The organism is Klebsiella spallanzanii (genome assembly GCF_902158555.1).
Classification (GTDB): Bacteria; Pseudomonadota; Gammaproteobacteria; order Enterobacterales; family Enterobacteriaceae; genus Klebsiella; species Klebsiella spallanzanii.
The window spans coordinates 1-13,939 of sequence record NZ_CABGGS010000044.1 but is presented as its reverse complement, the minus strand read 5'-3'; the positions used below and the strand labels follow the sequence as shown (position 1 = coordinate 13,939).

At 46.6% G+C, this 13,939-nt stretch carries 10 protein-coding genes; 3 read left to right on the top strand and 7 right to left on the bottom strand.

Going from position 1 to position 13,939, the window contains the following annotated elements; all coding sequences use genetic code 11:
• Positions 1-9 precede the first annotated feature (9 nt).
• Genes FN082_RS22770 through FN082_RS22740 form a run of 7 tightly spaced genes read right to left on the bottom strand, consistent with a single transcriptional unit; the run spans position 10 to position 10,719 of the window.
• Positions 10-1,155 carry a glycosyltransferase family 4 protein gene (locus FN082_RS22770; RefSeq protein WP_142982424.1) on the bottom strand — a complete coding sequence of 382 codons (1,146 nt, stop codon included), beginning with the start codon at positions 1,153-1,155 and terminating at the stop codon, positions 10-12.
• 46 nt (positions 1,156-1,201) lie between these two features.
• Entirely contained in the window at positions 1,202-3,724 is a 2,523-nt protein-coding gene (locus tag FN082_RS22765) for a glycosyltransferase family 4 protein (protein WP_142982423.1), read from the bottom strand.
• 10 nt (positions 3,725-3,734) lie between these two features.
• Complete coding sequence (locus tag FN082_RS22760; RefSeq protein WP_142982422.1) at positions 3,735-5,792, bottom strand: class I SAM-dependent methyltransferase; 2,058 nt, start codon at positions 5,790-5,792, stop codon at positions 3,735-3,737.
• Positions 5,793-5,811: 19 nt separating this feature from the next.
• A complete protein-coding gene (locus tag FN082_RS22755; protein WP_142982421.1) occupies positions 5,812-7,104 on the bottom strand; it encodes an ABC transporter ATP-binding protein in 1,293 nt (430 codons plus the stop codon).
• A gap of 2 nt (positions 7,105-7,106) precedes the next feature.
• Positions 7,107-7,892 carry an O9 family O-antigen export ABC transporter permease subunit gene (gene wzm, locus FN082_RS22750; RefSeq protein WP_023321275.1) on the bottom strand — a complete coding sequence of 262 codons (786 nt, stop codon included), beginning with the start codon at positions 7,890-7,892 and terminating at the stop codon, positions 7,107-7,109.
• A gap of 5 nt (positions 7,893-7,897) precedes the next feature.
• Positions 7,898-9,280, bottom strand: a complete 1,383-nt coding sequence (gene rfbK, locus FN082_RS22745; RefSeq protein WP_142982420.1) for an O9 family phosphomannomutase RfbK — start codon at positions 9,278-9,280, stop codon at positions 7,898-7,900.
• 23 nt (positions 9,281-9,303) lie between these two features.
• The gene (locus FN082_RS22740; RefSeq protein WP_142982419.1) at positions 9,304-10,719 is read right to left on the bottom strand and encodes a mannose-1-phosphate guanylyltransferase/mannose-6-phosphate isomerase; all 1,416 of its coding nucleotides are present in this window, start codon (positions 10,717-10,719) and stop codon (positions 9,304-9,306) included.
• A gap of 1,151 nt (positions 10,720-11,870) precedes the next feature.
• Here FN082_RS22740 and FN082_RS22735 point away from each other — a divergent pair.
• The 3 genes from FN082_RS22735 to FN082_RS22720 all read left to right on the top strand — a co-directional run.
• Positions 11,871-12,875, top strand: coding sequence for an NAD-dependent epimerase (locus tag FN082_RS22735; protein ID WP_142982418.1), 1,005 nt, complete (start codon positions 11,871-11,873; stop codon positions 12,873-12,875).
• Positions 12,876-13,347: 472 nt separating this feature from the next.
• The gene (locus tag FN082_RS22730; protein WP_065809845.1) at positions 13,348-13,470 is read left to right on the top strand and encodes a small membrane protein; all 123 of its coding nucleotides are present in this window, start codon (positions 13,348-13,350) and stop codon (positions 13,468-13,470) included.
• Positions 13,471-13,817: 347 nt separating this feature from the next.
• Positions 13,818-13,939: transposase (locus tag FN082_RS22720; protein WP_142981504.1), on the top strand; the 122-nt coding region annotated here is incomplete at its 3' end.

Sequence of the window (13,939 nt, the reverse complement as noted above, 5' to 3'; positions counted from 1 at the left end):
CTTGCACCCTTAGAGTAATTTATAGGCATTGATCGTCTGGGCCGTACAGGTTTCCCACGAAAACTGTTGTGCCTGAATAAAACCGCGCGCTACTGCTATCTCCCGCCAGTATTCATCCTGCAGACTTTGCAAAATATGAGCGCTTATCGCATCTACATCATTAGGGTCCGATAACAACCCCGCATCCCCGGCAACTTCAGGTAACGAAGTTACATTGGAGCATACTACCGGAATACCGCAAGACATTGCTTCAAGAATAGGTAATCCGAATCCTTCATAAAATGAAGGATAAATAAAGGTTCTGGCTGCCGCATATAAATACGGGAGATCGTCATCCGGCACGTAACCCAAATAATGTATCCATCCTTCACGCGTTCCGCGTTCAACAATCTGCCACAGCGCATCGTCTTCCCACCCGCGGTAGCCGCTAAGGATCAGCGGATAGCGCATACGCGTCTCCATCGGTAGTAGCTGATAGGCCTGTAATAAACCACGAATATTTTTCCGTGGTTCCATAGTGCCGATATAAAGCGCATAGCGCTGCCACTCTAGCTGATATTTCTGCAGTACTGGCAAGCACTCAGCCTGACTGCGTGGAATATAGTCGCTGCTACAGGCAAGCCGGGTCGTCACAATCCGTTCAGCGGGGTAGTTAAACAGCCGAATAATCTCACTGCGGGAGAAGTCAGACACGGTCAAAATCAGCTTTGCCGATGCCAGACTTTCACGTAGTGATTTTTCCATATAACGTACCCGCTCTTTGGGATGGAATTCAGGGCGTGTAAATATAGAAATATCATGAAAAGTGGTTACTGCCCGCTCCAGTTGATGCGGTAGATAAAAATTAGGACCGTGATAAATATAATCTTTATAATCGCGCAGAGCCCATGCCTGACGACGAGGGTGTAATATACGGTAGGCTTCAATAAATAATGGCTGGCGACGTAAAAAAGCCGATAGCTTACCGTGGTTGCTGGCCCTGGCATCCGTTTTATTTTCAACCTGTGGAATGCTGTCAATAAATGAAGAGCCATGAAATAACTTAAGCTCTTCAATTTCGCTGGCAACCGTAAGTCTCTTTACCAGCTCAAGGGAATAACGACCAATACCCGTTAGTGGGTATTTAATTGGCTCAGTTGCAAATATAATTTTCATAAAATTTCTTGACCGCGAAACAGAATACCACCACGATTAATATTGTTTAATTATTCGCGTCAGATTTAATTACCGGAAGATTCTCCACCAGGAATTGAGCGCTTTGTTTCCATGTCAACCAGTTAATTTTTTCAGAGCGAGGATGAGCGTTTTTCTGATATAAATCCAACCACTCTTCAATCGCTTTTGAAATGTCACCAGGTTCTTCACCAGAGAAATAGAATGCATGATCTTGAGCAATCTCTATAAACACTGGAATATCACGGATGATTACCGGTAATTTTTTCTGCGCGGCTTCGATTAATGGTAGTCCAAACCCTTCGCCGAGAGACGCGAAGATTAGCGCACTAGACTGAGCATACAACTTCGCAAGGAACTCATCGCTAATATTTTGTAGCCAAAATAATCTCTTATTTAGCTGTGGGTGGTGACGTAAACGTTCACATAAATCATCAACATGCCACCCCTGTTTACCAATGATAAACAGATTGTAGTTCTTGCCCTGCCGCCACAATTCCTCAAATGCCGCTAGCGTCTGCGCATGGCCTTTGCGAGGTTCCATCGTTCCCACCATAATAAAGGAGGGTTCAGCAGCCATCTTATTCAGCAAGTCATTCGCGTTATCCGGCATACCCACAGAAGGAACGCTGGCATCCAAGTCGGCGCCAAGATGGAAATTACTCACCTGCAGCAATGGATTAGGTTTAACCCAGTTGGCATTTTCAGCAATCCACGATTTCACATCCTCTGCTACGCTTGCAGAAACACAAATCAGACGGTCAGCATGCTGCGCAATGCAGGATAACCAAATGGGGAAAACACGCTGCATTCCCTCATCGCTCCACTCCGGCCTTCTCAGAGGCAAGATATCATGCACAACAAAACAAACCCTGGCGCCGGATAAACGAATAAAATCCAGCTGGGCAGTAAGTTCAGGAAACAGGTGTGCAGTCAGATCGGTAGCAACCAGAATATCATCTTTGGTAAACAGTACCGGTTCATCAGGCCCGAACTGACCGTTAAAATGGGCATTCAGATATTCGTTGGCATAACGATAGCATTCACCCGGTCGATAATAAACCGCACTGACGGTGTAACCAGCAACGCCTGATTTCAGTAACTCACTAAGTATACTGCGGGAAACTCGTTGAATCCCCGTTTTTGCATCATGTTCAACAAGGACAGAAATATCAACCAGCAGCTTGCGCTGATGCGTGGCAAAGCTGTTACGAGTAATAGCCCAGGCTGTTTGTAAGCGTTCGGCTTCACCTAATTCCGCAATATTTTTAATTTGATTAATGGTGTTTGTGGTGAAACTAATGATATCCAGAGGCTCTGAAGCAGAAGCCGTATCCACAAGCCTTTCAAATCCCTTTAATGCGAGTTGCGCGGTGTGATCCCATGTGAATTTTGCCGCCTGCGTCGGAGCATGAGCTTTCAACGCTGAGTAGAACTCATTATCGGTCAAAGCCCTTTGCATAACACGGCAAATATCGTGAACATCCAGCGGGTTAAATAAAGCCTCTTCCATACCGATGACCTCCGGTAAGCTGGTCACATTTGAACCCAGCGTAGCCGCGCCGCAGCGCATAGCTTCTAGTGGAGGCAGGCCAAACCCTTCATGTACAGAGGGGAAAACAAAAATTTTGCACAAATTGTAAAGTGCAATAAGGTCACCGTCGTTTAAGAAACCGGTAAAAACTAGCTGATTGCGGGATAAACCATAGTTCTCTGCAACACGGTACAGCCTTTCCTTTTCATCAGTGCTAATTTTATAAGCTAAAACTAAGGGATAACTCTGTTGCAGGGCATGCGGTAATAAACTATACGCATGAATCAGTGCCTCAATATTTTTACGCGGCTCTATCATTGCCAAAGAGAGAATAAACTCTTGAGGCAGATGATATTTGTTACGTAAAGCATTGATATCGTCTTGAGTATAATCTGTAATATTAAATAAATCGCTAACTCCAGATGAAATATTAATAATCTTATCTGCAGGAATTGATGTATAATCAATAACTTCCTGCATGGATGATCTGGAAATAGCAAAAATAGCGTCTGACCTTTCATATTCAGCAAGTTTATCAAGATAATACTGACGGAAGTTCGGTTCGCCCAGATAGCGTTCTTTATTAAGTAACGGAATGAGATCGTGGCAAACACAAACTGTCTTCCACGGCACTGTAGTTTGAGGAATTGAGACGGTGTAACTGTCGTCAAAACCTTCGTAGAAATTAATGACAAACACAATGTCGGGGTTGATGTTAGCAATAGCAAGATCGCGAGCTAGTTTAGCGGCAACACTCCGCGGATGATTTTCACGGTCGCGAAGAGCTGTCGGGCCCGCAGCTGAAAAAATAAACATTTCTTCCTGCGGTAGAATATCACCCCAGCTATGTTTAATTTCATTAATACTGTCAATCGAATACATGCCGTTCATTAAAATGCTGACTCGATGCTGGCCAGCATTTTTTATGATCGCACGACTCATTTCATAAGTGCTGCGACCAACTCCACGGAATTTACTTTCCGACTGATATCCTTGTACATCAATCAAAATATGCAAGTGACTCACCTTATCCCTTTTTTTTAAGCTCGCTAAAAATTGAATTAACTTCCGGAGGCAATAACTCTGGATGTAATATCTGTTTTTCAGTCTGTGACTGATTTTGTGAGTCGTTTTGATAAGGGTTATGTGAACCAGGATTTATACGACGATGCAAACGATAAGCAAAGTCATAAATACCAACTTTATGCAGTAGATTGATAACGCTCTGCTTTAGCCGTGGATGTGCACGCAAAAAAAAGAATATTTTACCAAGTACTCGTTTCAGTAGATGCTTACAACGCTGCCTGAAGCCATACTGGCGAAGTAAATAGTACTGCATGCCAGCATAACGATACCACTTCGTCATTTTCCATGAGCGACTATTATGGATTTTAGCGATTTCATGGCTGAGATTATCTACTTCTTGTCGCGCATCATTGAGTTGAGTATGGAGTTGCATAACCTCTTCAGAATCCACGGTTTGACTCTGCTCAACCTTGACGCAGTGCTGTGCATCGGTGATAACGTCTTGTGGCGGATACTCACGCTTCTCAAGCGTCTGAATACTCTCACCCATCATATTAATCAGGGATGTGAGTTCATTGATTTGCGACTCGAGACGGACAACCCGCGCATCCGTATTGCGTATTTGCGTTTGACCTTCCAACAATACGGGCTCCTGAGCCCGGACCCATAGATCAGAAGCGTCCATAGCGGAGCTCGCAGCCGGTAGAGTATCTTTGGTATTAAAGAGTTGTTGGAGTAAAGCAAAGTTCCACTCACCAACAGGATGTTTCCAGAATGCTGTTAACCAATTTGAATATGGTTCAGGCAACTGGAAAGGGCTTAATGGGGCGGAACGCCAGAACCCTCCCCAGGATTTATTTTCACTAAACATTTCATTTACAAAAATAATGAACGACTGGAAAATATTAACTGGCCAGCTGCAGTCTTGTTGCACACGTCCAACCGAACCAAAATCTATTAAACGAGCGCTGTCATTATCGTCAATTAAAACATTCCAGGTTCTGAAATCATCATGATACAGACCATGTTCTTCCAAAATAACCAACTGGTCGAGAAGATCGGAAATAACTTTTTCCCGATCAATATGCCGTCCGCTGGACAGAACGTCGTTTAACAGATCTCCGGGTATTTTTTCCATTACCAGCCATCCTGCTGCTTCATTCCCCCCGGAAGTAAACAACGCCGGCACTTTTAAGCCAGATGGCGGAGATTTGAGAAAATCTTCTTCATGAGCGAGTTCTGTACGATTACGCTCGCTCTCCTTATCAGTTAGTAAACCACTTACCGTACTATAACGATAGAACTTACATATGAACTCAGAAGAGAAATAATAGCGACGGCTCTGCTTATGCGCAAAACCGGCCCCGCGATAAGGGCTGTCGCGCCATGAAGTAAAAGGCTGATTAAATTTAGGAAGAATAACCCTGTGGTTACTGATAATATACATCGGACGTGAAATATTAGACAGATGAGTGTCAAATATTCCAATCAATCGATAGAAAGCACATTGTTCAATAAGCTCACGCGGATCTTCTGGCTGGGATTCCCCCCAATACAGCGGTTCCTCTTTAACAGCGAGTTCGAGAATCATCGCCTGCGTCAGGTTTGCCAATCGCTCTAGCAGCGTTCTGACTTCCGCAATCCCATGCAGATGAACTATGTGGTGAAAAACACTTAGCCCAATGGCAAGATCGAACTGGTTTTCTTCCAGAGTACTGATAATGTCTTCGATGCGCCCGACTTGAAATCTAACATCACAATGTGGATTTTCTTCAGCAAGCGCCTGGCAAACATCAATGTTCTGTTGCAGAAAGTCGATACCTAATACGCTGGCGCCCTTACTTGCCAGACTTAAACTGAAGAATCCCTGCGCACAGCCCAGATCGAGAACCCGCAGCGGCCTGCCTAACTCTCTGGACAAGCTGTCATATTCTTCACTAATTAGCGCGAGCCGTTCATTACAGTCGCGTGCAGCATCACCATCCCACTCAGGATGCCCAAAAATAGTCTGATAAATCTCAGGTAATTCGCTAACCAATTTATGTGTATTAGTAGTCATGGAATATTTTTTCTCATCTTCATTGGTAACTATTGAACGTCGACTTCAGGTCAATCACACCCCAGAAATCCATACTCTTAGTTACATGCAAAATGATGGAGTCATAGCGACGATCGAGCGGTGTCATATCGGTTTGCGGGCTCCCCTCTGAAATGCCAAACGACAGAAGATAGTCACCACTATTTAAATCAACCGGAAAACTGAATTTAAATACCCGAACGTCCCCACGTGATACCGAAATATTTTCCCGACCTTCCGAGGCCAGGAAGGAATTGGTACCATAGAGAAATAAGCCATCCAAGGTCTTGATTAACAAACCAGGCACTACGCAGTCAAAATCATATTCAAAGACAACTTTCATCATGAAGTCAGTCTGCTGGTTTCCAGTCAGTGACGGTGGATAATCTACTCCGGAGCTTTGGATATGATAATCAATGATCTTTGCGCCTCCCTGCCCCCAACGATATTCCTCTGGTCGATAGCCTGGGCGGGTATGGAAAACGTCAGCAACCTCATCAAGTGACATATGGACGCCACTGTCACTATTTTTTGGTTTTTTAGCCACTTGCGCAGCATTTTTGTCCGCTTTACCGAATAACTCATCAAGATAACGGTTGGTCACTTCACGCGCGGTGCCATCGAGGCAAATATTACCATCTTTCAAGAAGATAGCACGATCGCAGTGCTTAACTATGTCACCGGCGCTATGAGATACGAGCAGTAAGGTTGTCCCCTGCTTTTTGAAATCAGCAATCCGTGCATAGCATTTAGCCTGGAAGCGAGAATCACCAACGGACAAGGCTTCATCGACGATCAAAATATCCGGGCGGGAAGCAGTGGCGACCGCAAAAGCCAGACGCATCTGCATACCGCTCGAATAGATGCGTACCGGCTGGTTTATATAGTCGCCTATATCAGCAAAGGCCTCGATTTCCGGCATTAAACGCTCGATATCTTCGCGATTTAAACCCATCATTAAGCCAGACATATAAACATTCTGAATACCGGTGAAATCAGGATGAAAACCCATCCCTAACTCCAAAAGAGCAGCCACCCGGCCATGAATTTCAATTGACCCCTCAGTAGGCTGAGTCGTGCCGGTTAACAATTTTAATAAGGTGCTCTTCCCGGCGCCATTAACCCCGACGATGCCGATAGACTCGCCAGGTTCAACGTTAAAGTTAATATCCTTGAGTACCCATTTTTTGCTGTGTCGCGACTTATTACCCGGTAATAGTTTCTCAATAACCCGGTACCATTTCGATGAGTAATATTTATACGCCTTGCCGACGTTCTGAACTTTAATGGTCATGATCAAATCTCGTCCACAATATCAGCAGAGTGTTTCTTAAACAGGCGCCAGGCAAATAAGAACAGAATAAGGGATAGTATGGTTACCGGTAGCAAAGCCATCCAGTTAGGGCTTTGGTGGTACAACATCACATTCTGGTAAGACGTTATAATTGTTGCCATTGGGTTATACGCCAGCAGTCCCGAAACCCATTCTGGTAAAGTTTTAGAGACATAAACAATGGGAGTGAACCAGAACCAAAACTGGAGCAATATGTTAACAAATTGCCCAACATCACGGACAAAAACATTCAATACCCCGAGGATAATGCCCAAGCCCAAAGTAAACAGCATCTGTATCATCAACACCGGAATAATTTCGAAAAAGATCCAGCCTGGAAAATTACCGGTAATAAGCAAAAACAGTACAAACAGGCCAAATATGATCAAAAAGTTAATAAATGCAGAAGCAGTGATAATAATTGGCAAACAGATGCGCGGAAAGCTAAGTTTTTTGAGAATATTGGCATTCGACAAAAAAACGTTGACGAGATTGTTAAGCGTTTCGGTAAACAATCCCCACGTCAATACTCCCGAACAGAGATAGATGCTGTAAGCAAAGGGGCCATCCATACCGGCTAAACGCGCCCGCATCAGCTCAGAAAAGATCAGAGTATAGACGGAAATCATGGCAACAGGCTGTAAAATCAGCCATGCAGCCCCCAAAAAACTCGTTTGATAACGAGACTGGAAGTCTCGTTTAACGCTGTCAATGATAAAACCACGATAGCGATAGATCGCTGAAAACATCGGACTCAAAGCGATTCCTCTTTTAGCATATTGAGCAACTCGGCAGTTTTCTCCTTCATCAACGCGGTATCAGCTTTTGACTCCACGTTGAGACGCACTACCGGCTCGGTGTTCGAGCTGCGCAGGTTAAAGCGCCACTCCGGGTATTCAATACTGATACCGTCGGTGGTGTCCACATTGACCGCATCTGCCTCATAGCGCTCACGGATGCGCGCAATGGCCGCCGCCGCATTCTCCAGCTTGCGGTTAATTTCCCCCGAGGCCGGGAACGCCGTCTGCCGGTCCGCCACCAGCGCCTTCAGCGGGCTGTTCTTCACACACAGCAGCTCCGCCACCAGCAGCCACGGGATCATCCCGCTGTCGCAGTAGGCAAAATCACGGAAATAGTGATGCGCGCTCATCTCCCCGCCGTAAATAGCATCTTCCTGGCGCATACGCTCTTTAATAAACGCGTGCCCGGTCTTCGACATCACCGGCGTGCCCCCGCTGCGGGTCACGATATCCATCGTGTTCCACGTCAGCCGCGGGTCATGGATAATCTTCGCGCCCGGCTGCTTCTGCAGGAACGCTTCCGCCAGCAGGCCAACGATATAATACCCTTCGATAAATTCCGCATCGTTATCAAACATAAAGCAGCGGTCAAAGTCGCCATCAAAGGCAATCCCCATGTCCGCACCGTGCTCGCGCACCGCATCCGCGGTGTCCTGGCGGCACTCCGGCAGCAGCGGATTCGGGATACCGTTCGGGAAGTGGCCGTCCGGCTGGTGGTGTACCTTAACAAAGGTCACCGGCACGCCGGCCGCCACAAAACGCTTTTCCACTTCATCAATCACATGCCCGGCTGCGCCGTTGCCGGAGTTCACCACCAGCTTCAGCGGACGGGTGAAATTGGCCAGGTTCACGTAACCCATCAGGTGGTCCACGTACGCCTGAAGAACCGAAACCTGGCGCAGCGTGCCGCGACGGGACGCGTCAACCGGCGCAAACTGGTTCTCTTCTGCCAGACGCTGGATATCGCGCAACCCGGTATCGCCGCTGATGGGCTTCGCGTTTTCACGCACCAGCTTCATGCCGTTGTAGTTCATTGGATTATGGCTGGCCGTCACTTCAATGCCGCCGTCCACGCCCAGGTGGAACGTGGCGAAGTAAATCTCCTCGGTGCCGCTCAGTCCGATATCCAGCACGTCGGTGCCCGCATCCATCAGGCCGTTGGCCAGCGCCAGCTTCAGGGACTCGCTGGTCAGACGGACATCGCCGCCCACCACGATTTTTTTTGGCTTCAGGAACTCACCGTAGGCCCGCCCGATGCGGTAGGCGATATCGTCGTTTAATTCTTCGCCCAGTTCGCCGCGAATATCGTAGGCTTTAAAGCAATTAAGCTGTGTCATTCTGAATCAATGTCCTGCAAAAGTTAGCAACGACCGTACTGGTCTTTAATACGGATAATGTCGTCTTCGCCCAGATAGGATCCGGACTGAATCTCCAGCACTTCCAGCGGGATACGTCCCGGGTTTTCCAGGCAGTGTTCGGCACCGATGGGAATAAACGTCGACTGATTCTCCGTGAGCAGGAACTGCTTGCCGTTAACCGTTATCTGCCCGGTGCCCGCGAGGATCACCCAGTGCTCGGCGCGGTGGTGATGCATCTGCATGGAGAACGCCCCACCCGGCTTGACGGTGATGCGGTTGACGTTAAAGCGCGGCGTCTGCACCACCACATCGCAGCGCCCCCACGGACGGTAGATTTCGCGGTGACGTTTATATTCGCTGCGCTGGTGGCTCTTCAGGTACTCAACGACCTTTTTCACATCCTGGGCGCGATTTTTGTTCATCACCAGCACCGCGTCCTTGGTGCTGACAATCACCAGGTCCTCAACGCCAATCGCTGCCACCAGCTTTTCGTCACTGTTGATGTAGCAATTCTGGCTGTTGTGTACCCAGGCATCTCCCTTTAACACATTTCCCAGCTCATCCTTCGGGCTGACGTCCCACAGGGCTGACCAGGAGCCGACGTCGCTCCAGTCCGCATCCAGCCCCACCACCACCGCATCGGCGGTCTTTTCCATCACCGCATAGTCGACGGACTCATCCGGGCAGACGCTGAACACGTCGTGCGGGATACTGATAAAATCGCTGCCGCAGTCGGCGGCCCGGACGGCGGCCGTGCAGGCTTCCAGAATATCCGGGCGGAATTTCGCCAGCTCGGAGAGATACTTTTTCGCCCGGAACATAAACATGCCGCTGTTCCAGTAGTAATCGCCAGAGGCCAGATAGGACTGTGCACGCTCCAGGTCAGGCTTCTCGACAAAACGGGCGACCTGGTAAGGGGTGTGCTCCCCCTGCCCCAGCGCATCGCCACGCTGGATATAACCGTAGCCGGTTTCCGGGGTATTCGGCACGATGCCGAAGGTCACCAGGTGGCCGGCCTGCGCATACTGCTCCGCCACGCGGATGGCGTCGTGGAAAACCGGCTGATTATTAATGATATGGTCAGCCGCCAGCACCAGCATCAGCGGGTCATCGCCATTCTGCGTGGCCTGCAATGCCGCGAGCGCGATAGCCGGGGCGGTATTGCGGCCTACCGGCTCAAGGATGATATTTTTCGACAGCTTATTGAGCTGTCTCAGCTGCTCGGCTACCAGAAAACGATGCTCTTCGTTGCAGATGACCATGGGCTCATGGATATCCAGCCCGGAGAGGCGCGAGATGGTTTCCTGCAACATGGAGTTCTGTCCATACAGTCGCAGGAACTGTTTTGGATAGAGCTCACGGGACATCGGCCACAGGCGGCTACCGGTGCCACCAGCCATAATCACAGGAAGTAACATGATAAAATCCTTAAATAAATAATCGTTTTGTTTACTATCAATTACCCGGAGACATCTGACTTCAGACTATATTTTGAGCACGCTACCGCCCTTGGCTATCGCAACCAAATCGCGTCAGGCTTTATCGCTGTGCCCACAATTTCGCGGTATAAGCCGCAGAAGCTGCGCCAACACCAGTTAAGCTAATCCTCGAGCCTCGTAAGAACAGCGCTAACTAACTTGTCGCTAGCAAGCCCTGCCTGAGTGCTCAGTAAAACTAAAAACAGAGATATGCCAGCTGCCATATCTCTGTTTTCAAACTACAACCGCAAATTCAACCCGCCAAAAAACGATAGATACTCTCCCCGTTTATAGGATGGACATCTATCAGGACTTTCTCATTTAGTAATAACAAGGTCCTGCCGTTACCAGCAGTGAGGGTGAATCGAGGCGACTTGATATCAGTGTTGGAAGTACCCTGAGAAAAAATCTGAATGGTGGAATAAACCGCGGAGTTGCAACATAAGACCAAGTTCCACTTTTGGCCAACAACATCAGACCAAAGCAGATCGGCTATCTTTTTGGGTAAAACGCTCACGATATGTTCCAGAAGATGGGATAGATAGATCATACGCCAACAACACATACACCAAACAGATGAATTATCTGCATAGTATAGCTCTGGTTAGTCAGAATAAAAATGGGAAAGCTTAATAATCGATTCACAAAAAGAATGGATGATAAAAGACAATCAATTGGGCATCACAAAGAAATCACACAACTCCATTATAAACAGGAAGTTACATAATGTAAAAAATCAAACAAATAGAATTCACGAATGATTCCTGCGGAAACACTCGGATAATACATAATTTCTAACAATATAAAACCTCATCAGCTTAACGCTTTTGATAGCGCATTCAATGTACAAATAAATCACTTCAAAGCATAAAAACCATAATGTTATTATTTGAATGCTAATCTCATTTCTTGATGATAATAATTATTATTTACCAATAACCACATGACTTTGAACCTTCTGGGGGCCTTCTAACTGGCCACATCTATAGCAACAACATAGCCTGCGCTGGGAAAGCGGGTGATCCACACGGCAAGCCAGTGTAAAATCGATGATTATATTGAGCGGGGCACAGCAAACCCGGAGGATAGATATGAAGTTTTTAGTGACTGGAGCCGCAGGATTCATCGGCTTTCACGCGTGCAAGCGCCTTCTGGAGGCGGGTCATGAGGTTGTCGGTATCGACAATATGAACGACTACTACGACGTCAATCTTAAACAGTCTCGCCTGGACTTACTGCAATCTCCCCTGTTCAGTTTTCACAAAATTGATCTGGCCGATCGTGAAGGTATGGCTCAACTTTTCGCTAGTGAGAAGTTTAATCGAGTGATCCATCTCGCCGCCCAGGCAGGTGTACGTTATTCCCTGGAAAATCCGTTCGCTTACGCTGATTCGAACCTGATTGGTTATCTGAACATTCTGGAAGGTTGCCGACATAATAAAGTTGAGCACCTGCTCTACGCCTCATCCAGTTCAGTTTATGGTTTAAACCGCAAGATGCCGTTCTCAACCGACGATTCGGTTGACCATCCGGTTTCTCTCTATGCGGCAACTAAGAAAGCCAATGAACTGATGGCCCATACCTACTCTCACCTGTACGGTATCCCGACGACAGGACTAAGGTTCTTTACCGTCTATGGTCCATGGGGCCGACCGGATATGGCGCTCTTCAAGTTCACAAAGGCCATGCTGGAAGGAAAGAGCATTGATGTATACAACTACGGGAAGATGAAGCGCGACTTCACCTACATTGACGATATCGTTGAGGCCATTGTGCGGATGCAGGATATTATCCCGCAACCTAACCCTGAATGGACCGTCGAAACAGGTTCACCTGCTGATAGTTCAGCGCCCTACCGGGTATACAACATCGGTAATAGCTCACCAGTTGAACTGATGGATTATATCACTGCACTGGAAGAGGCTTTAGGGATGAAGGCTGAGAAGAATATGATGCCGATTCAGCCAGGCGATGTACTTGAAACCAGCGCGGATACTAAGCCGCTGTATGATATGGTGGGATTCAGGCCGCAAACCTCGGTCAAGCAAGGAGTTAAGAACTTCGTTGACTGGTACAAGGCGTATTACAAGGCGTAACAACGTAAGGTAGTGGATTTATCTATAGCCGCAGTGGGACTCCATAGCGGCTTTTTTATACCGAAAAAGTTATGCAACTGTCATATCCTTTAAGGCGCTATTGATAGCACCAACGTATGCATCACTCGTCTTCAAACTGGAAACATCAACAAAGCATTAACTCAACAAAATAGAAACAAACGCACTTATAATCATCATTCAAGCCACTTCCATTACAATAAAAGAAGGGTATTACCTCATAAAAACAACAAAAGCTGGTCAATCAAACTAACATTAAGAACCGTTTTAGAGGCATGATTTGCCATTGAGTAGTAGAAACGATTTTTTCACTTTCCTGAAAAAAATCATAAACACCATATAGGAATTTTCTTAAATTCAGGGTATGTTAATCAGGCAAAAGATACCTTTGCATATGCTCTATTAGGTCGCAGGCAAATGGATTTATAACACTCCTTTCATTCTGGTACGCATTATGGCAAACATAATTTTCTTAGCAGTCGCTGCCATCCTGTTGATTGTTTCAGTTTATTTTCTGATTTCTTATATTAAAGATCAGAAAAAGACCAAGCTGACGTTTAACAAACGCAGATGGTGAAACGAAAACTTAATATAATTATAATACAGGCATAGGAAATAATAATATAAGAATAAAACACTGCCAGCGGTGGGGATCGGTACAGTCTTCTCAACTGGCATTGAATGCTGCCTATTTAACGCTACAATATTTTTGTCAGGCAATTAAAACAATATGATACTTTTATGATGGTTAATATCTTTTGCTTGCTATGACTTGACGGCACATCCTCTAGTACACCCTCTCATTCTATCATCAGTAAAAATTCCAATCATCAGCCAGGAGGATATGTAAGTATCCCGGCAAAACGAACCATTCACTTTTAGAGATCTTCCGACATACTGATAATGTCCCCTGAGGAGATCGCTATGCGTAAGATCCGATTCACTGAACACCAGATCATCGCCGTTCTGAAGTCCGTCGAAGCCGGACGTACCGTCAAGGATGTGTGCCGTGAGGCCGCTATTTCGGAAGCCAGCTATTACAACTG

Excerpts from the sequence above, each read along its gene's own strand:
- FN082_RS22770 (WP_142982424.1), bottom strand. The coding sequence starts at position 1,155 with ATGAAAATTATATTTGCAACTGAGCCAATTAAATACCCACTAACGGGT.
- FN082_RS22760 (WP_142982422.1), bottom strand. The coding sequence starts at position 5,792 with ATGACTACTAATACACATAAATTGGTTAGCGAATTACCTGAGATTTAT.
- FN082_RS22755 (WP_142982421.1), bottom strand. The coding sequence starts at position 7,104 with ATGACCATTAAAGTTCAGAACGTCGGCAAGGCGTATAAATATTACTCA.
- wzm (WP_023321275.1), bottom strand. The coding sequence starts at position 7,892 with ATGTTTTCAGCGATCTATCGCTATCGTGGTTTTATCATTGACAGCGTT.
- rfbK (WP_142982420.1), bottom strand. The coding sequence starts at position 9,280 with ATGACACAGCTTAATTGCTTTAAAGCCTACGATATTCGCGGCGAACTG.
- FN082_RS22740 (WP_142982419.1), bottom strand. The coding sequence starts at position 10,719 with ATGTTACTTCCTGTGATTATGGCTGGTGGCACCGGTAGCCGCCTGTGG.
- FN082_RS22735 (WP_142982418.1), top strand. The coding sequence starts at position 11,871 with ATGAAGTTTTTAGTGACTGGAGCCGCAGGATTCATCGGCTTTCACGCG.
- FN082_RS22730 (WP_065809845.1), top strand. The coding sequence starts at position 13,348 with ATGGCAAACATAATTTTCTTAGCAGTCGCTGCCATCCTGTTGATTGTT.